The organism is Litoreibacter meonggei (assembly GCF_003663885.1).
Classification (GTDB): Bacteria; Pseudomonadota; Alphaproteobacteria; order Rhodobacterales; family Rhodobacteraceae; genus Litoreibacter; species Litoreibacter meonggei.
Genome location: NZ_RCCE01000001.1, coordinates 266,785 through 292,634 on the forward strand (window position 1 = coordinate 266,785; position 25,850 = coordinate 292,634).

A 25,850-nucleotide genomic window follows, 5' to 3' on the forward strand; every position below is an offset into this window, starting at 1 on the left:
CAAAGCACATGCAAGTTATCCTTCTGGAACGCGTCGCGAAACTCGGCCAAATGGGCGATATCGTAGACGTAAAAGCGGGTTACGCCCGCAACTTCCTCTTGCCGCAAGGCAAGGCGTTGAACTCCACCAAAGCCAACCAGGCTGTCTTCGACGCGCAAAAAGCGCAGCTTGAAGCCAACAACCTGGAGACCAAGAAAGAAGCCGAAGCAATGGCTGACAAACTTGGTGGCCAGCAGTTCATCGTGATTCGTCAGGCATCTGACGCCGGCGCTCTGTACGGCTCCGTCACCACCCGTGACGCATCCGACAGCGCAACAGCTGAAGGCTTCACAATCGACCGCGGTCAAGTCGTGCTGGAACGCCCGATCAAATACCTCGGCGTTCACGACGTGACTGTGCGTTTGCACCCCGAAGTCGAAGCCGTATTCTCGTTGAACGTGGCCCGCTCGGTTGAGGAAGCAGAACTGCAAGCTTCCGGCAAATCCATTCAGGAATTGGCCGCTGAAGCCGAAGCAGAAGCAGAATTCGAAATCGCCGAACTGTTCGACGATATCGGCGCTGCCGCTTCCGAAGACGAAGATCTGGCCGAGGCTGTGGAAGCCCCAGCCGCTGAGGAAGGTGAAGACGAGGCGTAAGCCCCTCTTCTTCTACTTCCCGCAGATTTAAGGCCGTCCTTCGGGGCGGCCTTTTTCGTTGCCCATCGCCAAAGGGCTAAAAAAAACCGCCCCCAAAAGGGGACGGCCTCGTTAGCTACTAAAAAGGTCTCTTGAAATTACGGTCAGGCGACCCCGGTGTCGCCACGCAGGCGGCACAGAAGTGGCTCCAGGTCCATCATGTCGCCGCCGATTATGTTGAATGCCCGATCACCGTGGGCGCTTAGTTTGATAGTACCGTAGTCAAATCGGGTGATAGCGCTGCGCAATTCACTCATCAGGCTGCTTTCGGCCAGATCAATGCGGGTGATCTCCTCGAACCGCAGTGTTTTACGCGATTGCAAAAGACTAAGCGGCGCGCGCGACACGATATGGAGCAAGCGACCCTTCATATCCACATGAAGCTCGTCGCGGTCGCGTGAAAAGGCGCCGTTGGCGACCAAGGCAGCGGCAACGATGTAAATTGCTGTCGACAGAACGGCCTTGGTGATCGACGGGTCACCGGGGAAACTTGCATCGGTCAGCGTCCAGACCATGCCGCCAGCAGCCATCAGGCCAAAGCAAATCGCCGCCATAAAGGCGCGTGCGATCTGCACCCGCCATCCGTCAAGCTTGGTTTCGCGAACGCGGTAGCCGCCAGAGATTCGCTTCACCGTAACAGATGGTTCCTGTTCCGGTGTTTCCAGCGTGAAATCCATCAAGCTCATAGCGTTGTCCCTCAAAAATTTCTTTTCCCTCCTTTCACTGTGCAATCCAATTACGACAAAATTTCAGCAATCATGCGCAATTGCTGCGGCATTTGCCGAAACCCTGTGGAACAACGAAAAAGGCCGCCCCGAGGGGCGGCCTTGAATTCCATAACCTTGTCAGAGGCTTAAGAGGCGTCGTCTTCCAAAGCTTCAACGGCTTTCTCAAGCGCGGCTTTTTTGACAATCTTCTCTTTGACTTCCGCCAACTCAAAAACATAGTCGACCACTTTGTCTTCAAAGATCGGCGCACGCATCTGCTGCTGCATCTGCTGGTTTTGCTGAACGAACTCAAAGAACTGACGCTCTTGACCCGGATACTGGCGGGCTTGGTTCATGATCGCTTGCGTCATCTCGGCGTCGGTGACTTCGATCTCGTTCTTGCGACCCATCTCGGCGAGCAGCAAGCCAAGACGCACGCGGCGCTCGGCAAGACCTTTGTGTTCGTCTGTGGTTTCGATCTCGGGGTGATCGTGGCCTTCGACGTCAGGGTTTTCCTCGTGCCACAACTGGTGGGCAATCTGGCCGGCTTCGGCCTCGACCAGCGACGGGGGCAGCTCGAATTTCACCAGCTTGTCCAACTCGTCCAGCAGCTTGCGCTTTTGAACAGCGCGGGACGCGCCACCAAATTCAGCTTCCAGACGCTCTGCCACTTGGGTTTTCAGCGACGCCAGATCTTCGGCACCGAACTGCTTGGCCAACTCGTCGTTGATCTCGGCAGCTTTGGGTTCCTTGACGGCTTTGATCTTACACTCGAACACAGCGGCTTTGCCCGCAAGATGCTCGGCTTGGTATTCCGCAGGGAAGTCAACATTCACTTCGACATCGTCGCCAACTTTGGCACCAACCAGTTGCGCTTCAAAACCCGGGATGAACGAGTTGGAGCCCAGTACCAGCGGATAGTCTTCCGCAGCGCCGCCTTCAAACGGCTCGCCGTCGACCTTACCAAGGAAGTCGATCGTCACTTGGTCGCCATCTTTCGACTTGGAGCCTTTTTTGCGATCATCAAAGTTCTGCGCGTTTTCGGCCAGATTTGACAAGGCTTCGTCGATATCTTTGTCTTCAGCTTTCACGACCAGCTTTTCAAGCTTAATCTTCTTCAGATCAACTTCGGGAATTTCCGGCAGTTTTTCGTAGGAAACGGACACGTCAACATCGTCGCCCGGCTTCCAGTCGTCATTGGTCATTTTGATTTCAGGCTGCATCGCAGGGCGATCGCCGGATTCTTCGAAATGCTTGGACATCGCGCCGTCGATGCTTTCCTGCATCGCTTCGCCCATGACCTTGTCACCGAACTGTTTTTTCAGCAGGGCCATAGGCACTTTGCCTTTGCGAAAACCCTTCATCTCAACTTCAGGCTGCGCCTCGAGAAGCTTTTCGTTTACTTTCTCGTCCATCTCAGCGGCAGTGACTACGATGTTGTAGCCGCGCTTGAGGCCTTCGTTCAGGGTCTCGGTGACCTTCATATTAGTCGTCCTTATATATATGGTGCGGGTGAGAGGACTCGAACCTCCACGCCTTGCGGCGCCAGAACCTAAATCTGGTGCGTCTACCATTCCGCCACACCCGCATAACTTTACTGACTAAAGAGTCGCCTCCGAAGCCCGCTTCGCGCCCATGTAGCAAAGCCCGCCAACGGATGCGAGACGAAAATCACCCAATTCACCACCAAAAGGTAAGGGAACCCTGACCTTATGCCTTTATCGCCTCTGATTCATCCCGACATAGCCTTGGTCTCGTCAGGGTCATGTCCCTTTTCTGCCTCATTTGCTTCTCATTAATTAACCATCGAAAGACACAACCAGTATTCGGAGTGATCACATGTCTGCCAACATGCACAAGACTTTCGGTGGGGGAACCGAATCCAACACCAAACTCAGCGGCCTTCTCGGCGGTGCCCAAGTCCTGACGATGCGCGGCTACCTGCCAATCTCCAGCCTTGAAGCGGGCGACCGTATCGTCACACGAAACGGAATGCGCACGATGAAAGAGCTGCGCGTCGAGCGTCATATGATGCGCCCGATCCGTGTGGGTCAGGGAACGCTTGGCTTCTCTCGTCCAAATTCAGAAATGCTTATGGCCCCTGACCAAGAGGTTATGGTTCGCGACTGGCGCGCGGAAATGTTGTTTGGCCGCGATATGGTCATCGTCAACATCAACACCATGGTCGATGGCAAATACATCTTCGAAGAAGCCGAGTTGGACATCCACGACGTCTATCAGCTGCGCTTTGAGGAAGAGGAAATTTTTTACGCCGACGGTGTCGAGGTCATCTCGGACTTCATCACGGAAGCCGCCGAAGGCCCACAAGACATCCACGTAGCCGCATAACACTGCCACGCACTCTCGCTACACCGCACCCGGCAGCGGGGCCCTGTAACTATATGGGGCCCCACCCAGCCAACCGATTAAACACCCAACTCGCGAAAGAGACCTGGGATTTGCCCCGGCAAATCCTCGGCGATGAGCCCCGGCCCTAGCACCTTAGCGGCCATGGCATGCAGCAGCGCCCCGATCTCGGCGGCTTCAATTGGTTTCAACCCCTTGGCCAATAGCCCCGTGATCAGGCCTGCCAGCACATCGCCTGCCCCCGCCGTTGCCAACCACGCTACATTTGGCTCGGACATGGTGTCCAAAACCGCTACAGGACATCCGGGGGCCGCGATGGTGGTCTGCCCGCCTTTATAAAGCACCACAGCGCCAGACATATCCGCCGCCCGCTGCGTGGCGTCTTTCTTCTCGTCGAGCGTGAACCCGTCGCCATCCTCGCCCAGCCCCGGGAAGAGCCTGCGGAATTCGCCCGCATGGGGTGTGAGAACGCAGGCCTCATGCAGTTGCGTGAATAGCTCACGGTCCTGTGCCATCAGCGTCAGTGCGTCGGCATCCAGCACCACCGCGCGCTGCGTTGCGAGCGCCGCGCGCAGGATGGCACCGTGCGCTGGCTCCAAGCCGAAGCCCGGCCCGATGCACAGCGCGTTGATCCTTTGGTCTTCCGCGAGGATCAGCGACAGGTCGAGCGCTTCGGAGACCTCCCGCAACATGATCCCCGTCAGATGCGCGGCGCATTCGGGCAAGGCATCGCGCGGTGCACCGACGGTCACAACCCCTGCCCCCACCCGCAACGCCGCCATGGCCGCCAGTCGCGCAGCACCAGTGCGGGTCGCGGGGCCGGACAGTACCAACGCCGAGCCATGGTCGAACTTGTGCTGATCAGAGCGTTTGCGCAGAACTTCGATGCGCTCCGGCGTCATTTCGAGCAGGGTCATAGGCCAATATCCTTTACAACAACGTGACGCGCCAATGCCGCCGGTGCGCGCGCCAAACCGGCACCTGCGTCCTGAAGGTGGCAGGGTTTGTAGGCATGAAATGTCACCATCAGATCAGCGCGCAGGGCCGATCCCCCCTCGGGTGGCAATCCACTGTCGCTATCCACACCGGACGGCACGTCAACGGCCACGCGCGCCGGTTTCTCCGCCAGTGAAATTGTTTTGAACAGATCGCGCAGCACAGGTGTTGTGATTGGGCGCGTCAGCCCTATTCCAAACAGCGCATCCACGACCAGATCGCAGGCGGCGTAGTCAACTTGGGAGGCCAGTTCGATGTCTGCGACGTCACCCACCGTGACCCATCGTTCGAAATTGCTGCGTGCATCGGGGGGTAACGTCTCGGAATTCCCGAACATGAAGACTGCAACGACCCACCCGGCCTCACTCAACAATCGCGCCACGACAAACCCGTCCCCGCCATTGTTACCCGGTCCGCATAATACCACTGCGCGTCGCTCACCCTCGGCCAAGGAGGGCCATTCCTCGAAAATGGCCTCCACTACGCCTCTGCCCGCGCGTTCCATCAGCTCCAGTCCGGTGACCCGCCCCGAGGCGATCGCGGCCTGCTCCAACGCCCGCATTTCGTCACTGGTGATCGTCTCGGATGACCCCGTTTGGCCTGAAGTTTTCATTCCGCCCACTTTCTCAGCGTTATGCACAAAATTTAAGCATCATTAGTCTCGCTTAGGCTGATACTCGCCCCATCAACAGTCTGCCAATTGTACCCTTCAATTGAAAGTGGTCTGACCCATGCAAGACGAGCAAAGGGAGTCGGACTGAGATGAAGAAGATTGAAGCGATTATCAAGCCGTTCAAACTGGACGAAGTAAAAGAAGCGCTGCAGGAGCTGGGGATTCAAGGCCTCTCCGTCACCGAGGTCAAAGGTTTCGGCCGCCAGAAAGGCCACACGGAGCTGTATCGCGGCGCCGAGTATGTCGTGGACTTTCTGCCCAAAGTTAAAATCGAAGTCGTACTGGCCGATGACCAGCTGGATGGCGCCATCGAGGCGATCATCGAGGCCGCGAAAACCGATAAGATCGGCGACGGCAAAATCTTCGTCTCCACCGTGGAGCAAGCCATTCGCATCAGAACCGGTGAGTCCGGCGACGACGCGTTGTAACCTACACTATTCTATCTGACAAAAGAGGAACGGCCAGATGAGCAATAAAGATCTGCTGAAGACCATCAAGGACGAGGATGTCGAGTATGTCGACATTCGGTTCACCGACCCACGCGGCAAGCTGCAACACGTGACCATCGTCTCCGATCTGGTCGACGAGGATTTTCTGGAAGAGGGCTTCATGTTTGACGGCTCCTCCATCGCTGGTTGGAAATCCATCGACCAGTCCGACATGAAGCTGATGCCTGACGCATCCTCTGCTTACATGGACCCGTTCTACGCTGAAAAAACCATCTGCGTGCACTGCACCGTGGTCGAGCCGGACACGATGGAGCCATATGACCGCGACCCGCGCGGCACCGCCGAGAAGGCCGAAGCCTATCTGAAAACGACCGGCATCGGTGACATTTCCTACTGGGGTCCGGAAGCCGAATTCTTCCTGTTCGACGACGTGCGCTTCTCTGTTGAAATGAACAAAGTGTCGTTCGAAGTCGACGCGCAAGACGCCTCGTGGAATTCCGACGCGGAATACGAAATGGGCAACATGGGCCACCGTCCGGGTATCAAGGGCGGCTACTTCCCCGTGAACCCGACCGATGCCGCGCAAGACCTGCGGTCCGAAATGCTGTCCACCATGAAGCGCATGGGTATGAAGGTCGACAAGCACCACCACGAAGTGGCCTCCTGCCAGCACGAGTTGGGCCTGATCTTTGGCTCACTGGTCCACCAAGCGGACGAGCTGCAAAAATACAAATATGTGATCCACAACGTAGCCCACGCCTACGGCAAGTCGGCGACCTTTATGCCAAAGCCGATCGCGGGCGATAACGGCACAGGCATGCACGTGAACATGTCGATCTTCAAAGACGGCAAGCCGCTGTTCTCGGGCGACCAATATGCTGATCTGTCTCAGGAAGCCCTGTATTTCATCGGTGGTATCCTGAAGCACGCCAAAGCGCTGAACGCGATCACCAACCCGTCGACCAACTCCTACAAGCGCCTGATCCCGGGCTTTGAGGCGCCGGTTCTGCGTGCGTATTCCGCGCGCAACCGGTCGGGCTGTGTTCGTATTCCTTGGGCCGAGAACCCCAAGGCCAAGCGCGTAGAAGCCCGCTTCCCTGATCCGGCAGCCAACCCATACCTGTGCTTCGCAGCGTTGTTGATGGCCGGGCTTGACGGCATCAAGAACAAAATCGACCCCGGCCCGTCTTCCGACAAAGATCTCTACGATCTGCCACCGGAAGAGCTAGCCGGCATTCCAACAGTTTGCGGCAGCCTGCGCGAAGCGCTGGACGCGCTGGAAGAGGATCACGAATTCCTGCTGGCCGGTGACGTGTTCACCAAGTCGCAAATCGAGGGGTATATGGAGCTGAAGTGGGAAGAGGTTTACGCCTACGAGCACACACCGCACCCGATTGAATACAAGCTGTACTATAGCTGCTAGTTCGTAGCGTTCAGAAAATCGGAAAAGGCACCCCAGCGGGTGCCTTTTTCTGTTGGTGGTGCTTAGCTTGGCAGGCCTTGCATTTCAGTGGCCGCCGGTTCCCCGATACTCGCCTCTCGTGATGCTGCTTGCTCGTGTCCAGCATCCTCGCGGTCAACCACCGGTTGAGAGTCGATCAAACCCTCAATCGTCGGCGTCGCGTTGAGGGTTGGAGGTGCCACTTGTGCAATAGACGACGTTGTTTGCTCAGGCGGCACCCCGTCCAGTCGAATTGCGCGGCGTCCGTTGGCCTGCCCTAGACGACCTTTGCCAAGAAGGGTTTTGCGCCGGTCCCGCACCTGTGTGCGGGCCAATATGCCGTCCGGCAAAGGAATAACCGCGCCGGATTCCAATCCCAAAAGCGTTTTGACCGGGAGTCGCACCGACGGCAGGTACGCCTCCAGTTTGAGTGCACTATCTTGCAAAATCGCGACCATTGCAGGGTTTACCTGTTTCGACCTCGGCTTTACTTCGACCACGATAGCGGGAAACATCAACATCGCTTGCCCCGTTTTCAGCCCCGGCCCCAAATCGATAGACATCCGCAGCACGTCATACGCTTTTGCCGACATCGCCAGACTAAGTCCCGCGCGGTCGGTTTGAGGTGCCCCGCAGGCGAACCCCGCCAACGCAGCGGCATCGTGCCGAACGCCACACAGCTCCGCCAGTTTTGCCACCACTGTCGCAGCAAAGCCTGAACTAAGCGCCGCATCAATCGCCGTAACAGGCCGATCCACCCGAGGTGCTGCGGAAATACGCCCCAAGGTCTGCTGCTCAATCAGCGCATCAACCAACACGCCGTCGAACACCAACAATCCCGTCGCCCCGTCAGGCCCCTCAAGGACATGCGGCACGGCGATATCTGGCACCCCTGCGAGGGCCTTGGCTTGTGGAAGGCACTGCGCCTGCGCATCGCGCACCAAAAGATCAATGCCGTGACCAGTTTTGGCGGGGCCGCGAAGCAAGGTGTCAGCAATGTCTTCCAGCAGGACATGGCTTGCGCCACGTTTGGGTTTACTGGGGCGCACCATCAGTGCCAACGCGGTATTGGGTCCAGTCAAAGTGTCTGCCTGTACGTTCTCGGTTTAATCCCGCACAGATTTGCCCCCAATATGCTGCGATTTGATTAACAGTAACGGCAGCTCTGCAGAAATTCGTCAGGCAGCCCGCTCGACACGTACAAGAGGCAGTTGCACACGGAAGGCCGCGCCACCCTGCCCCGGCACATAGTCCAGCGTACCGCCCAAACGGTGCATAATCTCGCGACTGATCGCCAAGCCAAGCCCCGCGCTACCCGCCGACGCTTGATCGGTAAGGCGCACGAATTTCTCGAAAACCACTGTCGCGTCTTTCGGAGAAATGCCGAGCCCGTTGTCAATAAAATCAATGTCTACGTTGTCAGTAGACTGCGACACGACAATCCGCAGACTGGGCGCATCAGACAGGCAGTATTTCTGCGCGTTGGAGATTAGGTTGATAAACACCTGACTAAGACGGTCGGTATCTGTCTTCAGCAACACGCCCTCGTCCTCCACCGTTCGCAGCACCTCAAGCCCGTTCGGTTTAGATGCGTCCAAACCAGCCGATGACACCGCGCGGTCCAACAGATCGCGCAGGCTGGCGGTTTGCACGTTTAGCACCACCTGACCATTTTCCAACACGCTCAGGTCCAGCAAATCATCGAGCAGCCGCGTCAGACGAATACTCTCCTCGTGGATGATGCCCGCGTATCTGGCCTGGGCCTGCTCATCCATGCCGCCTTCCATCAGGAATTCGGAAAACGACCGGATCGAAGTCATCGGTGTGCGCAACTCATGGCTGACCTGAGACAGGAACGCATCCTTTTGCACCGAAAGCGCCGTCAATTTTGCATTGGCCTCACGCAGCTTTCGGGCGGTTTTCTCGACCTCACGCGATTGGGTCTCCAGTTGGCTGGAATATTCCAGCATCTGCGCACTCTCGTCGGCCACTGCCAGCAGGTCTCGTACTGTGATAGAGGCCTGCCCATTAATCTGGGCGATCATCGCATGCGCCGTTGCCCCGCCAACGGACCCCGCCAACTCCCGTTCAAGCAAGTTGATGAAATCAGGGGTCGGATCAGGCAAATACCCCGCCTTGCCCTGCCGCGTCGCCTCGCGTTGGAACAAGGTTTGGGCCTCACGCGCGCCCAGCAACCGCTGCGACATCACCAGCAGGTCCTCGGCCTCCGCCTGTCCGCCGGTGGCAGCAACCGCGCCATCGCCACGCTCGAACACGTTTACGAAGGCGGCCCCCTGAAGGCGCTCCATCGGGGTTGGGAAAGACACCAAGGAGACGATAACAAAAGCCAGCGTGTTCAGCGAGATGGACCAGAAAATCGAGTGCACCAGCGGGTCCATATCGCTGAACCCCAACAATGCCTGAGGGCGCAGCATATCAGCGCCAAACAGACCGTGTTCCAACATCGACACGGGGAACGCACCGATCGCTGGCATGAACAAAGTGTAAATCCAAAGCCCGAAGCCGACCAACAGCCCCGCAATCGCCCCGCGCCGCGTGGCACCGCGCCAGAACAATCCGCCGATCAATGCGGGCACCACTTGCGCGACACCTGCGAAGCTGACCAGACCAATCGCCGACAGCGCCGTCGATCCACCAGTGGTGCGATAATAGATATAGCCCAAACCCAGCACAGCCACGATAGATAGGCGGCGTGACAGCAGCACCACATGGCGCATGTCGCCGGACATCGAAGCCCCCGCGGGGCGAGTATTGAGCCAGATCGGCACCACGATATGGTTCGACACCATGGTCGCCAGAGCGATCGAGGCCACGATCACCATTGACGTCGCGGACGAGAACCCGCCGAGGAAGGCGAGCAACGCCAACCCCTCCTGCCCCAGTTGCAGCGGCAAAGTCAGAACGAACAGGTCGGGATTCGAGCCTGATGGCATAACTGCCAACCCGACAACGGCGATGGGTAGAACGAACAGGCTCATAGCCAGGACGTAAGCGGGAAAAGCCCAAGCAGCGGTACGCAAGTGCCGCTCGTCCGAGTTCTCCACCACCAAAACCTGAAACATGCGCGGCAGGCAGATCACTGCCGCCGCGGACAGGAATATCATAGATGTCCATCGGCTGGGGCTGGGCTGCCAATCGGCCACGGCACTGGACTCAATCGCGCGCAAGGTCTCGCTGATCCCGCCCGAGACGCCCCAGACGACAAAAATTCCCACTGCAAGCAAGGCCACCAACTTCACGATGGCCTCTAGTGCAATGGCGGTGACCACACCGTGGTGACGCTCGTTGGCATCAAGATTCCGCGTGCCGAAAAAGATTGTGAACAGCGCAAGTCCCGCCGACAGCCAGAACGCGGTGGCATTCAAGTCAGACCCACCGGTCTCGGCGGAAAAGTCGGAGAACACCGCCACTGACAAGGTCACCGACTGCAATTGCAGCGCGATATATGGCGTGGTCCCCGCGATGGAGAGGACGGTGACGATGACCGCAATGGCTGGTGACTTTCCATAGCGGCTGGAAATCATGTCCGCGATGGACGTGATCCGCTCCGCCTTGCCGATACGCACGAGCTTGCGCAAAAGCCACCACCACGCCAGAAAAACCAAGGTCGGGCCAAGATAGATCGTCAGGTATTCCAACCCTGATCGCGCGGCGTTGCCCACCGCGCCGTAAAATGTCCATGCCGTGCAGTAGACGCTCAGGGACAGCGTGTAGGTCCAAGGCGAGCGCAGCCAGCGCGATGGCCCGCGCCGCGCACGCTGGTCCGCATAAAAGGCCACGCCAAACAGCACCATGGTGTAGATCACCGCAACGGTGACAAGGATGTTGAAGCTGACCATCAGGGACGGTCCTCGTCGGTCTTGTCACCACCGGATTGATCTGACCCCGCCAATCCGCGCGCAATCGTGGCGCAAACCGCTATCAGACAGGCCCAGACAAAGAAGAAATAGATCAACCGTAGAGCAGTGGTCCCCGACGCGTTTTCCTCGCCAGGGGTGCCCAAAATCAGCGCGGGCACGACGAACAAAAACAACCCGGCAATAGGCAACAGTTTTGCCGCATCAATAAGCCGTCGGCGTTGGTAGACACGGCGTTCCAGAAACAAGCTGCGGGAGTTGGGGCTGGTCGCCGTCAGCCTGATGCGTCGGCGTCCCTGACCCTTTGGCTCCTCAAGATCGGGCATGGCGGCGCTTAGGACTTATCGACCGAGGCGGCGTATAGCTCGCGCACCTTGCCCAGCATTTCCTCGTTGGAGAAGGGCTTGGTCATAAAATGGCTAACCCCGTAGCTTTCCGCCAATTCGCGGTCCTTGGTCTGGCCGCGAGCTGTCAGCATCAGGATGGGCAATTCTTTAGTGGTGGCCTCGCTGCGCAAATCGCGCAGGATGTCAAAACCGCTGCGTCCCGGCAGCATAACGTCCAACACCACCACGTCAGGGGCCACTCGCGCCACAGCTTCAACCGCATCACCGCCCTGAGAATGAATGCGCACCGTCCAGCCGTCGCGTTCAAGCAGAAAGCTAATGGCTTCGATGATGTTCGGCTCATCTTCGACAAGCAAAACGGTCTTTGACATGCGCCCTACTCCTCCCCCAAGTTTGGCCGTGTGCACCATTAGGCCCCATTTTCGTCAGTTGTCAAAACGCCACTTCATTATGCTTGCGTTAAAACAGTGGGTTCGCGCCGTGCATCGCAATCGCTGCGGGCGCAAATCCTGCACGAACTCCCGACCGGAATCGCGGGGTCATCCTGCTGATCGTCTTGTGCCACAAGCAACATGATGGCGTGATAAACTGGCGGGCGGTCAAAACGTAGCGGCCCGGACGGGTGCGCCAACGCCATCGCCGTAAATCGCGCGCCGTCTTCGCCTTCAATCAGCCTGCGGATAGGAACACCCGGCGCATTCAACGCTGCGTATAACGGCCAGAGCGGGCAACCAGCCCCAAACCAAGGCAGCGCCAAACCGGATGGCGACTTGCGGACCAGCAATGCCCCCGCCGCATCACAACTCACCAAGCCGATGTCGGGAATTGTCGCCCCGCGGGGAAGGCTTGCAAGACGGCGGAGCGCGGCCTCCAAGGGAACGCTGAACCTGCCCGCCAAGGCGGCAGGATCGAAGTTCAACTCATGCGCTGCGGCCTCGAACGCATCGAGCGGCATTGCCAGAGCATCAGCGCTGTAAGTCCTGAAATACTGTAAAGCCAAGGCGCGAGCTTCGGCGCTGTCAATCTCGGGTAACTGTGTGGCGAGTGCGTGCGGGTCGCCGCCTTCCTCAAGTTCCACCAGATGATGACCGCGCGCGTCGAACGCGGCAAAGACGGCCTCCAACGGGGTCGCTCGACCGGTGTCTTTACGCGACAAAACATCCAGATGCGCAGCCATCGAGGCCGAGCTATCAGCCAACCTGCGGCTTTCGGTGTCTATGTTGGAATAGAACCGCGCCTGCCACTCGGTCCCTAAATCCGGCGTCGCCACAAGGATCGACGCGGTGGAGCGGATAGCGGACACGGTCGACAGCACCTCATGCATTTTCTCGGACAAGACAGGGTCATGGGTCAGCCGGTCGTTCAGCCCGCCCACGGTTTGCTCCAGCGCACGCAAACGGCGATGCTGGGCAGTGATCTTCGCCGCCCAGCCGGGGAAACGCGCCACAAGATCGTCGATCTGGTCCAACTCGACCAAGGTGTCCACGTCGGACGCGGCGGCATCCTGAAGTTGGGTCACGACCGCGCGCTCCGCCCCTTGGCTCAACGTAGAGGGGTCGATGCCGAGTACCTCTGACAAGGCCAACAGGGTTTTGCCACCGATTCTGCGCCGGTTATGTTCGATCAAATTGAGGTAGCTGGCGGATATCCCGATCTGCCGCGCCAAGTCCGCCTGCTTTAGCCCGCGCATCAGGCGGTGTTCGCGAATTCTGGATCCGGTCAAAGCAGACTTTGGCATATGTCCCTCAATACATTGCGGTGGCCTGCCTTTGTTTTCCTGAACGAATCCAGAGGCTTTCCGCGCTGCGTTGAAAATTAGTTTACAATTTCTGCGTATGCAATGTCCATTTGTTTACAAATTTTCAAAGCGAACCCAATGGCTTGTTGCGCAATTTACCTTGCCGCCCTGATACTTCGGCAGGCTGGAGAAACAATCCGGCCACGGCGGACTCGGAGGAGGAGGACGCCACAATCACTTAGGGAGGATTTAAATGTCCAATTCGAACTTCACGCGTCGTGGGTTGCTCAAGACGTCTGCAATGGCAGGCGGCGCGCTGGCGGCACCAACACTCTTTGACGGCTCTGTCTGGGCCGATGGCCATTCCGGCTACCTTAACGCACCAACCGGCTCCACGGTCACGCTGGGCTTCAACGTACCACAGTCCGGCCCTTACGCCGACGAAGGTGCAGACGAGCTGCGCGCCTACGAGCTGGCAGTCGAGCACCTGAACGGTGGCGGCGACGGCGGCATGATGAGCACGTTCTCGTCCAAAGTCCTGCAAGGCAATGGCATCCTCGGCAAGAAAGTCGAGTTTGTAACTGGCGACACACAGACCAAATCTGACGCAGCCCGCGCATCGGCCAAGTCGATGATCGAAAAAGACGGCGCGGTGATGATTACCGGCGGCTCGTCCTCCGGCGTGGCTGTGGCTGTGCAAGGTCTGTGTCAGGAAGCTGGCGTGATCTTCATGGCAGGTCTGACCCACTCCAACGACACAACCGGTAAAGACAAGAAAGCCAACGGCTTCCGTCACTTCTTTAACGGGTACATGTCTGCTGCGGCTTTGGCACCAGTGCTGCAAGCGCGTTACGGCTCCGACCGGACAGCTTACCACCTGACTGCTGACTACACATGGGGCTGGACGCAGCAGGAATCCATCCAAGCTGCAACCGAAGCTCTGGGTTGGAAGACTGCAAACAACGTCCTGACACCGCTGGCAACAACGGACTTCTCGTCCTACGTCGCACCGGTTCTGAACTCCGGCGCAGACGTTCTGGTTCTGAACCACTACGGCGGCAACATGGTGAACTCGCTGACATCCGCAGTCCAGTTCGGTCTGCGTGAAAAGCAGGTGAACGGCAAAGACTTCGAAATCGTTGTTCCATTGTACTCCCGCCTGATGGCGAAAGGTGCTGGCGAAAACGTTAAAGGCATCTTCGGCTCCACCAACTGGCACTGGTCGCTGACCGACGAAGGCTCCAAAGCATTCGTTAAGTCCTTCGGCGAAAAGTACGGCTTCCCACCCAGCCAGGCAGCGCACACCTGCTACGTGCAAACCATGCTCTACGCTGATGCGGCGGAACGTGCAGGCACGTTCAACCCATGTGGCATCGTAGAAGCCCTCGAAGGCTTCAAGTTCGATGGCTTGGGCAACGGCCCGACCGAGTACCGTGCGGAAGACCACCAGTGCTTCAAAGACGTTCTGGTCGTGAAGGGTAAAGACAACCCGACATCCGAGTTCGACCTTCTGGAAATCGTGGAAATCACCCCACGTGCACAGGTTGAGTACGCGGTTGACCACCCAATGTTCGCCGGTGGCGAACTGGGTAAATGCAACCCCGGCGCATAAGCTAGTCTAAGCGACACGACGCCGGGGCTTGCTCTTTCCAAAAGAGTGCGGGCCCCGGCACCCCCCTGCCCACTTGGGCCGCACACGCGGCACAGGTTTCGGCAAGATCACCCCAACAGGCGAGACGGGAACGATGGACGTAATCATTCTGCAACTACTGAACGGTTTGGACAAAGGCTCCGCATATGCGTTGATCGCCTTGGGCCTGACCCTGATTTTCGGCACGCTTGGCGTGGTGAACTTCGCCCACGGGGCGCTGTTCATGCTGGGGGCCTTCTGCGCAGTCACGCTACAGCGCATCTTGTCGTTATCCTTCGAGACGATTGATCCGACCAAAACCGACTTTCTAGGCAATCCCGCAAAAATCAAAACACCATATGTCGAAAGCTGGTTCGGCCCCGAGCTGGGCAGTTCGATCATAGACTGGTCGGTGCCGCTTGCGATCCTGTTCGCCATCCCGATCATGATCGGGATCGGCTACATCATGGAGCGCGGCCTGATTAAGCACTTCTACAAGCGCCCGCATGCGGACCAGATCCTTGTGACCTTTGGCCTTGCCATCGTCATTCAAGAGGTCATCAAGCAATTCTACGGCGCCAACCCGATCCCGACCCCTGCCCCTGATATGTTCAAGGGCTCGTTCGACTTCGGCACGCTGCTGGGCTTTGACCCAAACGCGGTTATCTATCCGTATTGGCGCTTGGTCTACTTCTTCTTCGCCGCGCTGATCATCGCTGCCGTGTTCGGCTTCTTGCAATTCACCACGTTCGGCATGGTTGTCCGCGCAGGCATGGCCGACCGAGAGACAGTGGGCCTACTGGGCATCAATATCGACCGGCGCTTCACCATCATGTTCGGCATCGCCGCCGCCGTGGCAGGGCTAGCGGGGGTCATGTACGCGCCGATTAACTCGCCCAATTACCACATGGGAATGGACTTCCTTGTCTTGAGCTTCGTGGTGGTCGTGGTCGGCGGGATGGGCTCCCTGCCCGGTGCCGTTCTCGCGGGCTTCCTACTGGGTATTCTCGAAAGCTTCTCCTCGATGAACCAGATCAAGCAGATCCTGCCGGGTATCGACCAGATCATAATCTATCTCGTCGCTATTATCATTCTACTCGTGCGTCCGCGCGGCCTTATGGGTCGCAAGGGCGTGATGGAGGACTAAGACAATGCTAGGTCTCGAAAAGAAAGACACCTCCTTGCTCATCGTCGTTGCTATCCTGACGATGTGCGCTCCCTTCATCCTGAACCCGTTCCCGACGGACTCGGCGATGGCGCAATTCAACGCGGGCTACCCCGACCTGATGCAGCGCTTCGTGATATTTGGCATCTTCGCCATCGGGTTCAACATCCTGTTCGGCTTGACCGGGTATCTGTCCTTCGGCCACGCGGCCTTCCTCGGGATAGGCTCCTACTCCGCCGTATGGATGTTCAAGCTGTTGGGCTACAACATCCTGCCCGGTATCTTCCTGTCGGTCATCACCTCGGGCCTGTTCGCCTTGCTGATCGGCTATATCTCGCTGCGGCGCTCGGGCATCTACTTCTCGATCCTGACGCTGGCCTTCGCGCAGATGTCCTTCGCACTCGCCTATTCGGTGCTGACACCGCTGACCAATGGCGAGACGGGTTTGCAGGTCTACAACTCCGACCCGCAATATTTCCACTCCGACGCGATGCCGAATATCCCGCATCTGTTTGGTCAGGAAATGCAGTCCACGTTCAAGCTGTCGATGGGTGGATGGAGCTTTGACTTCAATACAGGTTACTACATCTGCGCGCTTATCATGCTGGTTATGTTCTACCTCGCCATCCGCATCTTTCGCTCTCCGTTCGGGCTGATGCTAAAGGCGATCAAGACCAATCAGACGCGTCTGAACTATACGGGACTTAACTCTCGCCCCTACACGCTGGCCGCATTCGTCATCTCCGGCATGTATGCTGGTCTGGCGGGTGGGTTGATGGCATCCATGGACCCGCTGGCGGGGGCCGAGCGTATGCAGTGGACCGCGTCTGGCGAGGTCGTGTTGATGACCATCCTTGGTGGTGCAGGTACGCTCATCGGTCCAGTCTTGGGCGCGGGCTTTATCAAGTATTTCGAAAACATCTTCTCCAAGATCAACGACACGGTTCTTCATCAGTGGTTCGCGTTCCTGCCAGATGGCATCGAAGACTTCCTGATCGCCATCGTTCACCCCTTCGTGGGCAAAGGCTGGCACCTGACGCTGGGTCTGATGTTCATGGCAATCGTGATCTTCCTGCCCGGTGGTTTGGTCGAAGGCGGTCAGAAAATCGCCAGAAAATTCCGTGGTGGCAAGGCAAAAGACACCACGGCCACGACCGACTCAACCCCTGCTGAATAAGGAGCGAATGACATGGCCATCCTAGAGATCAAAAATGTCGGCAAACGCTTTGGCGGGTTGCAGGCGCTGTCTGATGTAAACCTGAGCGTGGCGGAAAATACCGTCCACGCCATCATCGGCCCCAACGGGGCGGGTAAATCTACGCTGCTGAACTGCCTCGTGGGCAAGCTGATCCCCGATACAGGCTCGGTCACCTTTCAAGGCCAGTCCCTGCTGGGGCGCAAGCCCTACCAGATCAACCAGATGGGGGTCTCCCGCGTGTTCCAAACGCCGGAAATCTTCGCTGAGTTGACCGTTTTCGAAAACGTCATGATCCCCTGCTTTGCTGCACGGGACGGCTCGTTTCAGTTGAACGCATTGGCGGCCGTCCGTGGTCAGGGCGATATCAAGGATACGGCCGAGGCCATCCTTGAAGACGTGAAGCTCCTCGACAAACGCCACATGACGGCATCGTCCATGTCACGTGGCGATAAGCGTCGTCTGGAAATGGCGATGTGTCTGGTGCAGGAGCCCAAGTTGCTGCTGCTCGACGAGCCAACCGCCGGCATGGCCCGCGCCGACACCAACAACACGATCGACCTGCTGAAAGAGATCAAGGAAAAGCGCGACATCACCATGGCGATCATCGAGCACGACATGCATGTCGTGTTTTCCATGGCGGAACGGATCACCGTTCTGGCGCAAGGCACCCCACTGGTCGAAGACACGCCCGAAAACATCAAAGGCCATCCCAAGGTGCGCGAAGCGTATCTGGGTGAGGCTCAGGTCTAGGAGGCCCCGATGAACGTCAAACCCGACTTCAACAAGAACGCCAACCACGCGTCCACCGCCCCGGCCTTCCTGTCCGTTTGGGACATCGAAGCCTATTACGGCGAAAGCTACATCGTGCAGGGCGTCAGCTTCAACGTCCACGAAGGCGAAATCCTTGCGCTGCTGGGGCGCAACGGGGCGGGCAAAACCTCTACTCTGCGCACCATCGCTCGGTTGGGTGATCCGCAGTTGCAGCACGGCGAAATCTGGCTCGACCACAAACCGCTGCACAGCATGGAAGCCTATCAAGCCTCTGCCGCAGGCATCGCTTTAGTGCCGGAAGATCGACGCATCATCGCCGGTCTGACGGTAGAGGAAAACCTGCAACTGGCCCAAATCGCCCCGCCGATTGGCTGGTCGCTGGAGCGTGTCTACGAGCTTTTCCCCCGCTTGGGCGAACGTCGCAAACAAGAAGGCGTGACGCTATCCGGCGGTGAACAGCAAATGCTGGCCATTGCGCGGGCCTTGTGCCGCGACATCAAAGTGCTGTTGCTGGACGAACCCTATGAGGGGTTGGCCCCCGTGATCGTGCAGGAAATCGCCAAGACGCTGCAAATCATCCGCGACCAAGGCATCACAACGATCATCGTGGAGCAGAACGCCGTCGCTGCGCTGAAACTGGCGGACCGCGCGGTGATCCTTGATACGGGCTCCGTGGTCTTTGACGGCTCTGCCGAAGAAGTGCTGGAGAATGACGCATTGCGGGCGGAATATCTGGCGATCTAAGCCCGTTTGACGCACAGAATTTAAGGCGCAGTTAACTCAAGCTGCGCCTTTTTTCGTGCGCTTCGTTAACACGTCGTTAGGGCGGGCAGCGCACGGTCAACGGTGGGTGGGCTCCTCTTTTTGGAAGGGCATAGCGATGATGCTACTTTCTCAACATTTGGCCGGCTTGATGCCGTCCACGACGAAACACCAGCCCGTCAGGATACAGTCCGCGGAAAGCCCCTTTATCGGGCCACCCGCTCCCCAGTCACAAACGCTTCCCGTCACGCCCGTAGCACCGTCCGGGGCGGCGCTATTCGCGCCCGACCAGCATCCGCGCGGCCCGTTGAGGGACCGTGAACAGCATGAGTTGCAGACTTTGCTGCGCAATATGCAGGGGATCGAGCCGCCTCAACCAAAGGGCGAGCGGGTCGATCTGCTGGTCCCGCGACCGTCCTCCCTTGATCCCTAACTGCATGTGCTGGCATGAATTCATCGCTTTTCACCTAAACCGCCTTGGCCTATAAGCATTCAAGTCAATTCAAAGCCGCATTACCGGACGATCACCGGCAAGTAAGAACGGCACCCCGGTCGAGGAAGAAACAAATGGCAAAGAACTCCCATGACGGCGACGTCGCTTTTGTAAAAGCACTGGCCGAGGTTTTGAAAAGCAATGACCTCACCGAGCTTGAAGTGAAGCGCGAGTACGGCGAAGACGACAGCCTGAACGTGCGGGTCTCTAAGCAGGTCAATGTAGTGCAACAGACCGTTGCCGCCGCTGCACCAGTTGCTGCCGCCGCACCCGCAGCGGGCGCGCCTGCTGCCGCGGCCCCCACTGCCGCCGCCGCGTCCCTCGACGACGATCCGTCGCAACATCCCGGTGCCGTGACCTCACCAATGGTCGGCACCTGCTATTTGCAAGCAGAGCCCGGCACACCAGCCTTCGCCGCCGTTGGCGACAAGGTGACCGAGGGCCAGACGCTTTTGATCATCGAAGCGATGAAAACCATGAACCACATCCCTGCCCCCAAATCCGGCACCGTTAAGCGCGTGATGGTCGAGGATGGCACACCAGTGGAATTCGGCGCGCCGCTGATGATCGTGGAGTAGTCCTCCATGTTTAAGAAAATCCTGATCGCCAATCGCGGCGAAATTGCCCTGCGGGTCATCCGTGCCGCGCGCGAAATGGGCATCCAGTCCGTGGCCGTGCACTCCACCGCCGACAGCGACGCCATGCATGTGCGCATGGCGGACGAGGCGGTCTGTATCGGGCCGCCCTCCAGCACCGAAAGCTATCTGTCTATCCCCGCAATCATCTCGGCATGCGAAATCACCGGGGCGGAAGCGATCCATCCGGGTTATGGCTTCCTGTCGGAGAATGCCGGTTTCGTTCAGATCATCGAAGACCACGGGCTGAAGTTCATCGGGCCAACTGCCGAGCACATTCGCGTTATGGGCGACAAGATTACCGCGATCGAGACGATGAAAAAGCTGGGCGTGCCATGCGTCCCCGGTTCCGGTGGTGGTGTGGCCTCGCTTGAAGACGCGTACGGCTTCGGTGATGAAATCGGCTATCCCGTGATCATCAAAGCCACGGCGGGTGGCGGCGGAAAAGGCATGAAAGTGGCCAATTCGCGCGAAGAAATGAAGACCGCGTTCCAGACCGCGCGCGCCGAGGGCAAATCCAACTTCGGCAACGACGAAGTCTATATCGAGAAATACCTGACCACGCCGCGCCACATCGAAATTCAGGTGTTCGGCGACGGCAAAGGCCGTGCGGTGCATCTGGGCGAGCGTGACTGTTCCCTGCAACGCCGCCACCAAAAAGTGTTCGAAGAAGCCCCCGGCCCCGCAATCGACGCGGAAACCCGTGCGCGGATCGGTAAGATTTGTGCCGACGCCGTGGCAAATATCGACTACGCGGGCGCGGGTACAATCGAGTTTCTGTATGAGAACGGCGAGTTCTATTTCATCGAGATGAACACCCGTTTGCAGGTAGAACACCCCGTGACCGAAGCCGTATTCGGCGTCGATCTGGTGCGCGAACAAATCAACGTGGCCGCTGGTCTGCCCATGTCCTTCCAGCAGGAAGATCTTGTGGTCAACGGCCATGCCATCGAAGTCCGCATCAATGCGGAAAAATTACCGAACTTCAGCCCCTGCCCCGGAAAAATCACGCAATATCATGCCCCTGGCGGACTTGGTGTACGGATGGACTCGGCGCTCTATGACGGCTACTCGATCCCGCCTTACTATGACAGTCTGATCGGCAAGCTGATCGTTCACGCCCCCGACCGCCCCGCCGCCCTTGCGCGTCTGCACAGGGCCTTGGGCGAATTGATCGTGGACGGCATCGATACCACGACCCCTCTGTTCCATGCGCTGCTGGCGGAAGACGCTGTGCAAACAGGTGAATACAACATTCACTGGTTGGAACATTGGCTTGAGGAAAACACCTAAGTGAGTTGCGCGCATAGCGCAGCCCTGCTTTCCTACCTCTATGGCCAAAGATGAACGCCCAGTTGAGCTGACACCGGAACTGATCCTAAGCGCTTATGCGCAAGGGATTTTCCCGATGGCGGAAAGCCGTGAGGATGATGAGCTGTTCTGGCTCGATCCGGAGTTTCGCGGCGTCTTGCCGCTTGACGGCTTCCACATCTCGCGCTCGCTTCGCAAAACGATCGTTCGTGAGCCGTTTCAGATCAAGGTCGACACTGATTTTGCGGGCGTTATCGAGGGTTGCGCGGATCGTGCAGAGACGTGGATCAACGCCCCGATTTTCGGCATTTACATGGATTTGTTTCATGCCGGCCACGCCCATTCTGTCGAGGTTTGGGATGGCTCCGAGCTGGTCGGCGGTGTCTACGGCGTGACGTTGAATGGCGCCTTCTTTGGTGAATCCATGTTCTCGCGCCGCCGCGATGCGTCAAAAATCGCGCTGGCTTATCTGGTGTCACGGTTGAATGCGGGTGGATTCAAACTGCTCGACACCCAATTCCTGACGCCGCACTTGGCGTCTCTCGGGGGTGTCGAAATCCCGCGCGCTAGTTACCGCCGAGCTCTTCGGGACGCATTATCGGCAGAGGCGAACTTTCACCGGCAACCACTGACGGTGTCCGGTCGTCAAGTTTGCACCTGATCGCCCAGACGTCATAGCGCGGGTGATCCATCGCGTTCAGCGCAGGGCTGGACGCGATCATCCAGCCGTCAAAGGCCGATTTCCCCGTTTTTGTGTCGATGATCGACAGGCTCACGAACGCGTCCCCGTTAGGGTTGCCTTTCGGATAGCGGCAATCCTGCATCGAGATCGTCAACGGACCAAATTGCGTTGTTTCACCGGCGGTCAGGATGATGTCTTCACTGGCACCGGCCAACTTGTCCAACCCACGCATTACCGCCTGTGCAGCACTAGACGCCGCCGCGCGCGTTTTACTTTCCGCGACAGGCGCATTGCCGAGGCTGATAACACGATTGTCGCCCTGAATCGTCGTCTGAGCCCCTGCGGGCAGGCCCAGCAGCATAAAGGCCCCGACTAGACGGTTCATTCTTCGCCGTTCCCAGCCACGAACTTCATTAGCAGGGTGATGAGCGAAACAGAGCTTTGCGTGTCTTCAATCTCTCCGCCAGCCTCAAGATTGAACGGCGACCCGCCCGGAATGACTTCGACGAAGTTACCGCCCAACAAGCCTTCGGAACTGATCGAGATGGCACTGTCGTCGGGAACTTCGATACCGCTTTTCATCGTAAAGGTCGCGTCTGCGCGAAAAGTCTCAGGGTTCAGATCCAGCGCGGTAACTGTGCCGACTTTGACCCCTGCCATGCGTACATCAGTCCCGACCTTTACGCCCTCGGCAGAGCGGAAGCTCGCCGCCAATGGATAGACGTCACCGCCCGTTGCAAAAGACGTCGCGCCGGTCGCAAAGACCAGAAACCCGATCGCCACGGCTAAAACGCCGGTGCCGACAATTACTTCAGTTGTGTTTTCAGACATATGCGCCCCCGCAAGCTTTAGCCGTTATTCCGGCGACCAAGCCTCGTAATCCTGCCGTGACTTTGGCTTAGCCTGACGCAGCGACCCAGCAGGCGCGTAGGCCATTGCCGTCCCCGTCAGATTTGGCTGATGCGGTTTTTCCCATGTTTTTCGCGGAATTGGAGCCTTCGTAGGCGGCTCATCCCAAGTATGGTGCAGCCAGCCATGCCAGTCGGGACTCACGCGCGAAGCTTCGGCCTCTCCATTATAGATCACCCAGCGGCGCTTACCGTCGGAGGTTTGGTAGTAGATATTCCCGCCCTCGTCCTCGCCGATTTTCTCGCCTTTGCGCCATGTGAACAGCTGCGTATTCAGCGTCTGACTATCCCACCAAGTAACGGCGCGAAAAAATGTGTTGAGAATGCCCATACCGGCCTCCGAAATTCATCTCGTTTTATATGGACCATAGCTACGCTACAGTCCAGAGCACAGCGCTATGGCTTATACGCAGTAACTTCGATTTCGATGCGGTATTTGGGGTCGATCAACCCGCATTCGATCATGGTTGCCGCTGGTGGATTGTCCCCAAACGCGGCTCTTAAAGCGGGCCAACAAGCCTCGAACTCATCTGCGGCGGGCAACATATACGTCACGCGTACAACGTCAGAAAAACCAGCGTTAGCTTGCTTCAATGCGTTTTCAATGATTGCCAAGGCCGAGGCACATTGCGCAGCCGCCCCTTCCGGTGGTTCACCGGTCTCGGGCGACGGAGCAGCAACAGTGCCAGCCACATGAATCCAGTCACCAGCTATGACAGCGCGGCAATAACCGACCTTTGGCTCAAACGCGCCACCCGACGAAATCCGACGGATCGACATTAGCCAGCTTCAGCTTCGGCCTTTTCTTTGGCCTCGCCATAAATGATCAGCGGCTTGGCCGTGCGGCCAACTGCGTCTTCATTCACCAGCACTTCGTCGACATTCTCCAAGGCAGGCAATTCGAACATCGTGTCGAGTAAGATATCTTCAAGAATAGAACGAAGCCCGCGGGCACCCGTTTTACGTTCGATCGCACGCTTGGCGATCGCGATCAGCGCGTCATCGGTGAATGTCAGTTTGGCATCTTCAAGCTCGAAGAGGCGTTGATACTGCTTGATCAGAGCGTTCTTCGGCTGGGTCAGAATAATGACCAGCGAGTCCTCGTCCAGATCTTCAAGCGTCGCGATGACAGGCAAGCGACCGACGAATTCCGGGATCAGGCCGAATTTCAGCAGATCTTCCGGCTCCAGCTCTTTGAACAGATCGCCGACGCCCTTGTCGTTTTCTTCACGCACATCGGCACCGAACCCCATGGCAGAGCCCTTACCGCGCTGCGCGATAATTTTATCAAGGCCAGCAAATGCGCCACCACAGATAAACAGGATGTTGGTCGTATCCACCTGCAGAAATTCCTGCTGAGGATGCTTGCGCCCGCCTTGCGGCGGAACGGAGGCGACGGTGCCTTCCATTATTTTCAGCAAGGCCTGCTGAACGCCCTCACCCGATACATCACGGGTAATCGAAGGGTTGTCAGACTTGCGGGTAATTTTATCGACCTCATCAATATAGACGATACCGCGCTGCGCGCGCTCAACATTGTATTCGGAGGCCTGAAGCAGCTTGAGAATGATGTTTTCAACATCTTCGCCCACATACCCCGCTTCGGTCAGTGTCGTGGCATCTGCCATGGTGAACGGCACATCAAGAATGCGCGCCAGTGTTTGCGCCAGCAATGTTTTACCGCAACCGGTTGGCCCGATCAGCATGATGTTGGACTTCGCCAATTCGATGTCGCCGGATTTGCCCATATGGTTGAGACGCTTGTAGTGGTTATGAACCGCTACAGACAGCACGCGTTTAGCATGACCCTGACCGATGACGTAATCGTCCAGAACTTCGCAAATCTCCTGCGGCGTCGGCACCCCGTCGGCGGCTTTCAGACCGGCGGTCTTGGTCTCTTCGCGGATGATATCCATGCAAAGTTCGACACATTCATCGCAGATGAACACGGTAGGGCCCGCAATCAGCTTGCGCACTTCATGTTGGGACTTGCCGCAGAACGAGCAATAGAGGGTGTTTTTGCCGTCACCAGAGTTATTTGCCATTGCACCACCTATTTGATTTTCGCCCGCTGCTTCACACTGCGTGGCAATTCGTTTGCGCCTGTTGCCATAAGTTAGGGCAGCAGCAGGGGAGGCACAACGCCAAAAAACGTATTTCCTGCGCCTTGCTTACTTCAATGAAACAAGGCGCAGGTCTTGACTATTTGTCGTCGTCTTCCTTGACACGATTCTCCACAATTTCGTCGATATGGCCCCAGTCTTTGGCCTCTTGCGGCGACATGAAGTTGTCGCGGTCCAGCGCCTTTTCGACGGCTTTCTTGGTCTGACCCGTGTGCTTGACGTAAATGTCATAAAGACGGTCTTTCAGCTTTTGCGTTTCGGCCGCATGAATCATGATGTCCGACGCTTGTCCCTGATACCCGCCAGAAGGCTGGTGAACCATGATCCGCGAGTTTGGCAGCGAGAAGCGCATGCCCTTTTCGCCGCCTGCCAACAGCACGGAGCCCATGGAGGCCGCCTGCCCGATGCACAGCGTCGACACCTTGGGTTTGATGTACTGCATCGTGTCATAGATCGACAGGCCCGACGTCACCACGCCACCGGGCGAGTTGATATAGATGCTGATTTCCTTCGACGGGTTTTCCGCCTCGAGGTGCAACAGCTGCGCCACGACCAGATGGGACATACCATCATGGATCGGGCCGTTGATGAAAATGATCCGCTCCTTCAGCAGGCGCGAGAAAATGTCGTAAGCCCGTTCGCCACGGCTGGTCTGTTCGACCACCATCGGAACGAGATTCATATAGGTTTCGACTGGATCGTACATGCCTGCCTGCCTTCTGCTTTTGAGCGGTTCGTAATGCGTAAATATGAACGCGAGGTTAGTGGCGGAGAAAAACGGGCGCAAGCGCATCTCGCCCCTTGGTGTGAGACCGATTAGATTGGAGCGGATGCACGCGATTTCAAGCCAGCATCGTTCGCACCGATCTCCGGCACCGCGCGGTCTACGCTTCGGGGGGCGC

At 57.8% G+C, this 25,850-nt stretch carries 28 protein-coding genes and 1 tRNA gene; 13 read left to right on the forward strand and 16 right to left on the reverse strand.

Annotated features, from left to right (window positions below; genetic code table 11):
* Nucleotides 1-8: 8 nt before the first annotated feature.
* A complete protein-coding gene (rplI, locus tag BCF46_RS01255) occupies nt 9-635 on the forward strand; it encodes a 50S ribosomal protein L9 (protein ID WP_121020947.1) in 627 nt (208 codons plus the stop codon).
* A 143-nt stretch (nt 636-778) separates the two neighbouring features.
* Here rplI and BCF46_RS01260 read toward each other — a convergent pair whose 3' ends face one another.
* The 3 genes from BCF46_RS01260 to BCF46_RS01270 all read right to left on the reverse strand — a co-directional run bounded on the left by BCF46_RS01260 (nt 779) and on the right by BCF46_RS01270 (nt 2,969).
* A complete protein-coding gene (locus BCF46_RS01260) occupies nt 779-1,360 on the reverse strand; it encodes a hypothetical protein (RefSeq protein ID WP_121020949.1) in 582 nt (193 codons plus the stop codon).
* A gap of 167 nt (nt 1,361-1,527) precedes the next feature.
* The gene (gene tig / locus BCF46_RS01265; protein WP_121020951.1) at nt 1,528-2,865 is read right to left on the reverse strand and encodes a trigger factor; all 1,338 of its coding nucleotides are present in this window, start codon (nt 2,863-2,865) and stop codon (nt 1,528-1,530) included.
* A gap of 20 nt (nt 2,866-2,885) precedes the next feature.
* A tRNA-Leu gene (locus BCF46_RS01270) sits at nt 2,886-2,969 on the reverse strand.
* Nucleotides 2,970-3,220: 251 nt separating this feature from the next.
* Here BCF46_RS01270 and BCF46_RS01275 point away from each other — a divergent pair.
* Nucleotides 3,221-3,730, forward strand: coding sequence for a Hint domain-containing protein (locus tag BCF46_RS01275; RefSeq protein ID WP_121020953.1), 510 nt, complete (start codon nt 3,221-3,223; stop codon nt 3,728-3,730).
* Between the two features lie 77 nt (nt 3,731-3,807).
* On the opposite strand, the gene BCF46_RS20145 is transcribed toward BCF46_RS01275, so the two are convergent.
* A complete protein-coding gene (locus BCF46_RS20145) occupies nt 3,808-4,665 on the reverse strand; it encodes an NAD(P)H-hydrate dehydratase (RefSeq protein ID WP_170157828.1) in 858 nt (285 codons plus the stop codon).
* Nucleotides 4,662-5,357 carry an NAD(P)H-hydrate epimerase gene (locus tag BCF46_RS20150; RefSeq protein WP_170157829.1) on the reverse strand — a complete coding sequence of 232 codons (696 nt, stop codon included), beginning with the start codon at nt 5,355-5,357 and terminating at the stop codon, nt 4,662-4,664. Before BCF46_RS20150 ends, BCF46_RS20145 begins: the two co-directional genes overlap by 4 nt.
* A 149-nt stretch (nt 5,358-5,506) precedes the next feature.
* On the opposite strand from BCF46_RS20150, the gene BCF46_RS01285 reads away from it, so the two are divergent.
* Nucleotides 5,507-5,845, forward strand: coding sequence for a P-II family nitrogen regulator (locus tag BCF46_RS01285; protein ID WP_089944888.1), 339 nt, complete (start codon nt 5,507-5,509; stop codon nt 5,843-5,845).
* Between the two features lie 37 nt (nt 5,846-5,882).
* Nucleotides 5,883-7,289: a type I glutamate--ammonia ligase gene (glnA, locus tag BCF46_RS01290; RefSeq protein WP_121020955.1), complete on the forward strand. Its 1,407-nt coding sequence runs from the start codon at nt 5,883-5,885 to the stop codon at nt 7,287-7,289.
* A 62-nt stretch (nt 7,290-7,351) separates the two neighbouring features.
* Here glnA and BCF46_RS01295 read toward each other — a convergent pair whose 3' ends face one another.
* The 5 genes from BCF46_RS01295 to BCF46_RS01315 form a co-directional block, all read right to left on the reverse strand.
* The gene (locus tag BCF46_RS01295; RefSeq protein ID WP_121020956.1) at nt 7,352-8,389 is read right to left on the reverse strand and encodes a FliM/FliN family flagellar motor switch protein; all 1,038 of its coding nucleotides are present in this window, start codon (nt 8,387-8,389) and stop codon (nt 7,352-7,354) included.
* Between the two features lie 96 nt (nt 8,390-8,485).
* A complete protein-coding gene (locus tag BCF46_RS01300; RefSeq protein WP_121020958.1) occupies nt 8,486-11,167 on the reverse strand; it encodes an ATP-binding protein in 2,682 nt (893 codons plus the stop codon).
* Nucleotides 11,167-11,511, reverse strand: a complete 345-nt coding sequence (locus tag BCF46_RS01305) for a hypothetical protein (RefSeq protein ID WP_245989679.1) — start codon at nt 11,509-11,511, stop codon at nt 11,167-11,169. Before BCF46_RS01305 ends, BCF46_RS01300 begins: the two co-directional genes overlap by 1 nt.
* An 8-nt stretch (nt 11,512-11,519) precedes the next feature.
* The gene (locus tag BCF46_RS01310) at nt 11,520-11,903 is read right to left on the reverse strand and encodes a response regulator transcription factor (RefSeq protein ID WP_121020960.1); all 384 of its coding nucleotides are present in this window, start codon (nt 11,901-11,903) and stop codon (nt 11,520-11,522) included.
* A gap of 77 nt (nt 11,904-11,980) precedes the next feature.
* Entirely contained in the window at nt 11,981-13,270 is a 1,290-nt protein-coding gene (locus BCF46_RS01315; RefSeq protein ID WP_121020962.1) for a short-chain fatty acyl-CoA regulator family protein, read from the reverse strand.
* Between the two features lie 253 nt (nt 13,271-13,523).
* Between BCF46_RS01315 and BCF46_RS01320 the strand changes: the two genes are divergently transcribed.
* From BCF46_RS01320 to aat, 9 genes are all read left to right on the forward strand, one after another.
* Nucleotides 13,524-14,882 (forward strand): substrate-binding protein, encoded by a 1,359-nt coding sequence (locus BCF46_RS01320; RefSeq protein WP_121020964.1) that lies wholly within the window; start codon nt 13,524-13,526, stop codon nt 14,880-14,882.
* Nucleotides 14,883-15,015: 133 nt separating this feature from the next.
* A complete protein-coding gene (locus tag BCF46_RS01325) occupies nt 15,016-16,047 on the forward strand; it encodes a branched-chain amino acid ABC transporter permease (protein ID WP_121020966.1) in 1,032 nt (343 codons plus the stop codon).
* 4 nt (nt 16,048-16,051) lie between these two features.
* Nucleotides 16,052-17,242, forward strand: coding sequence for a branched-chain amino acid ABC transporter permease (locus BCF46_RS01330; protein WP_121020968.1), 1,191 nt, complete (start codon nt 16,052-16,054; stop codon nt 17,240-17,242).
* A 12-nt stretch (nt 17,243-17,254) separates the two neighbouring features.
* Nucleotides 17,255-18,013: an ABC transporter ATP-binding protein gene (locus tag BCF46_RS01335; RefSeq protein ID WP_121020970.1), complete on the forward strand. Its 759-nt coding sequence runs from the start codon at nt 17,255-17,257 to the stop codon at nt 18,011-18,013.
* 9 nt (nt 18,014-18,022) lie between these two features.
* A complete protein-coding gene (locus tag BCF46_RS01340; RefSeq protein ID WP_121020972.1) occupies nt 18,023-18,778 on the forward strand; it encodes an ABC transporter ATP-binding protein in 756 nt (251 codons plus the stop codon).
* A 136-nt stretch (nt 18,779-18,914) separates the two neighbouring features.
* On the forward strand, nt 18,915-19,229 hold the full coding sequence (locus tag BCF46_RS19605) for a hypothetical protein (protein WP_147435914.1): 315 nt from the start codon (nt 18,915-18,917) through the stop codon (nt 19,227-19,229).
* Between the two features lie 134 nt (nt 19,230-19,363).
* On the forward strand, nt 19,364-19,867 hold the full coding sequence (gene accB, locus BCF46_RS01345; protein WP_121020974.1) for an acetyl-CoA carboxylase biotin carboxyl carrier protein: 504 nt from the start codon (nt 19,364-19,366) through the stop codon (nt 19,865-19,867).
* A gap of 6 nt (nt 19,868-19,873) precedes the next feature.
* Nucleotides 19,874-21,217: an acetyl-CoA carboxylase biotin carboxylase subunit gene (accC, locus tag BCF46_RS01350; protein WP_121020976.1), complete on the forward strand. Its 1,344-nt coding sequence runs from the start codon at nt 19,874-19,876 to the stop codon at nt 21,215-21,217.
* 40 nt (nt 21,218-21,257) lie between these two features.
* The gene (aat, locus tag BCF46_RS01355) at nt 21,258-21,896 is read left to right on the forward strand and encodes a leucyl/phenylalanyl-tRNA--protein transferase (RefSeq protein WP_121020978.1); all 639 of its coding nucleotides are present in this window, start codon (nt 21,258-21,260) and stop codon (nt 21,894-21,896) included.
* Here the strand turns inward: aat and BCF46_RS01360 are convergent.
* The 6 genes from BCF46_RS01360 to BCF46_RS01385 all read right to left on the reverse strand — a co-directional run bounded on the left by BCF46_RS01360 (nt 21,802) and on the right by BCF46_RS01385 (nt 25,654).
* Complete coding sequence (locus BCF46_RS01360; RefSeq protein WP_245989681.1) at nt 21,802-22,302, reverse strand: DUF2155 domain-containing protein; 501 nt, start codon at nt 22,300-22,302, stop codon at nt 21,802-21,804. The two genes, aat and BCF46_RS01360, sit on opposite strands and share 95 nt — an antisense overlap.
* Nucleotides 22,299-22,748 carry an outer membrane lipid asymmetry maintenance protein MlaD gene (mlaD, locus tag BCF46_RS01365; protein WP_121020980.1) on the reverse strand — a complete coding sequence of 150 codons (450 nt, stop codon included), beginning with the start codon at nt 22,746-22,748 and terminating at the stop codon, nt 22,299-22,301. Before mlaD ends, BCF46_RS01360 begins: the two co-directional genes overlap by 4 nt.
* Nucleotides 22,749-22,772: 24 nt before the next feature.
* Complete coding sequence (locus tag BCF46_RS01370; protein ID WP_121020982.1) at nt 22,773-23,156, reverse strand: NADH:ubiquinone oxidoreductase subunit NDUFA12; 384 nt, start codon at nt 23,154-23,156, stop codon at nt 22,773-22,775.
* 65 nt (nt 23,157-23,221) lie between these two features.
* The gene (locus tag BCF46_RS01375) at nt 23,222-23,605 is read right to left on the reverse strand and encodes a RidA family protein (protein ID WP_121020984.1); all 384 of its coding nucleotides are present in this window, start codon (nt 23,603-23,605) and stop codon (nt 23,222-23,224) included.
* The gene (gene clpX, locus BCF46_RS01380) at nt 23,605-24,870 is read right to left on the reverse strand and encodes an ATP-dependent Clp protease ATP-binding subunit ClpX (RefSeq protein WP_121020986.1); all 1,266 of its coding nucleotides are present in this window, start codon (nt 24,868-24,870) and stop codon (nt 23,605-23,607) included. The genes BCF46_RS01375 and clpX overlap by 1 nt, the downstream gene beginning before the upstream one ends.
* Nucleotides 24,871-25,027: 157 nt before the next feature.
* Complete coding sequence (locus BCF46_RS01385; protein ID WP_121020988.1) at nt 25,028-25,654, reverse strand: ATP-dependent Clp protease proteolytic subunit; 627 nt, start codon at nt 25,652-25,654, stop codon at nt 25,028-25,030.
* Nucleotides 25,655-25,850: the final 196 nt, after the last annotated feature.

Excerpts from the sequence above, each read along its gene's own strand:
- rplI (WP_121020947.1), top strand. The coding sequence starts at position 9 with ATGCAAGTTATCCTTCTGGAACGCGTCGCGAAACTCGGCCAAATGGGC.
- BCF46_RS01260 (WP_121020949.1), bottom strand. The coding sequence starts at position 1,360 with ATGAGCTTGATGGATTTCACGCTGGAAACACCGGAACAGGAACCATCT.
- tig (WP_121020951.1), bottom strand. The coding sequence starts at position 2,865 with ATGAAGGTCACCGAGACCCTGAACGAAGGCCTCAAGCGCGGCTACAAC.
- BCF46_RS01275 (WP_121020953.1), top strand. The coding sequence starts at position 3,221 with ATGTCTGCCAACATGCACAAGACTTTCGGTGGGGGAACCGAATCCAAC.
- BCF46_RS20145 (WP_170157828.1), bottom strand. The coding sequence starts at position 4,665 with ATGACCCTGCTCGAAATGACGCCGGAGCGCATCGAAGTTCTGCGCAAA.
- BCF46_RS20150 (WP_170157829.1), bottom strand. The coding sequence starts at position 5,357 with ATGAAAACTTCAGGCCAAACGGGGTCATCCGAGACGATCACCAGTGAC.
- BCF46_RS01285 (WP_089944888.1), top strand. The coding sequence starts at position 5,507 with ATGAAGAAGATTGAAGCGATTATCAAGCCGTTCAAACTGGACGAAGTA.
- glnA (WP_121020955.1), top strand. The coding sequence starts at position 5,883 with ATGAGCAATAAAGATCTGCTGAAGACCATCAAGGACGAGGATGTCGAG.
- BCF46_RS01300 (WP_121020958.1), bottom strand. The coding sequence starts at position 11,167 with ATGGTCAGCTTCAACATCCTTGTCACCGTTGCGGTGATCTACACCATG.
- BCF46_RS01305 (WP_245989679.1), bottom strand. The coding sequence starts at position 11,511 with ATGCCCGATCTTGAGGAGCCAAAGGGTCAGGGACGCCGACGCATCAGG.
- BCF46_RS01310 (WP_121020960.1), bottom strand. The coding sequence starts at position 11,903 with ATGTCAAAGACCGTTTTGCTTGTCGAAGATGAGCCGAACATCATCGAA.
- BCF46_RS01315 (WP_121020962.1), bottom strand. The coding sequence starts at position 13,270 with ATGCCAAAGTCTGCTTTGACCGGATCCAGAATTCGCGAACACCGCCTG.
- BCF46_RS01320 (WP_121020964.1), top strand. The coding sequence starts at position 13,524 with ATGTCCAATTCGAACTTCACGCGTCGTGGGTTGCTCAAGACGTCTGCA.
- BCF46_RS01325 (WP_121020966.1), top strand. The coding sequence starts at position 15,016 with ATGGACGTAATCATTCTGCAACTACTGAACGGTTTGGACAAAGGCTCC.
- BCF46_RS01330 (WP_121020968.1), top strand. The coding sequence starts at position 16,052 with ATGCTAGGTCTCGAAAAGAAAGACACCTCCTTGCTCATCGTCGTTGCT.
- BCF46_RS01335 (WP_121020970.1), top strand. The coding sequence starts at position 17,255 with ATGGCCATCCTAGAGATCAAAAATGTCGGCAAACGCTTTGGCGGGTTG.
- BCF46_RS01340 (WP_121020972.1), top strand. The coding sequence starts at position 18,023 with ATGAACGTCAAACCCGACTTCAACAAGAACGCCAACCACGCGTCCACC.
- BCF46_RS19605 (WP_147435914.1), top strand. The coding sequence starts at position 18,915 with ATGATGCTACTTTCTCAACATTTGGCCGGCTTGATGCCGTCCACGACG.
- accB (WP_121020974.1), top strand. The coding sequence starts at position 19,364 with ATGGCAAAGAACTCCCATGACGGCGACGTCGCTTTTGTAAAAGCACTG.
- accC (WP_121020976.1), top strand. The coding sequence starts at position 19,874 with ATGTTTAAGAAAATCCTGATCGCCAATCGCGGCGAAATTGCCCTGCGG.
- aat (WP_121020978.1), top strand. The coding sequence starts at position 21,258 with ATGGCCAAAGATGAACGCCCAGTTGAGCTGACACCGGAACTGATCCTA.
- BCF46_RS01360 (WP_245989681.1), bottom strand. The coding sequence starts at position 22,302 with ATGAACCGTCTAGTCGGGGCCTTTATGCTGCTGGGCCTGCCCGCAGGG.
- mlaD (WP_121020980.1), bottom strand. The coding sequence starts at position 22,748 with ATGTCTGAAAACACAACTGAAGTAATTGTCGGCACCGGCGTTTTAGCC.
- BCF46_RS01370 (WP_121020982.1), bottom strand. The coding sequence starts at position 23,156 with ATGGGCATTCTCAACACATTTTTTCGCGCCGTTACTTGGTGGGATAGT.
- BCF46_RS01375 (WP_121020984.1), bottom strand. The coding sequence starts at position 23,605 with ATGTCGATCCGTCGGATTTCGTCGGGTGGCGCGTTTGAGCCAAAGGTC.
- clpX (WP_121020986.1), bottom strand. The coding sequence starts at position 24,870 with ATGGCAAATAACTCTGGTGACGGCAAAAACACCCTCTATTGCTCGTTC.
- BCF46_RS01385 (WP_121020988.1), bottom strand. The coding sequence starts at position 25,654 with ATGTACGATCCAGTCGAAACCTATATGAATCTCGTTCCGATGGTGGTC.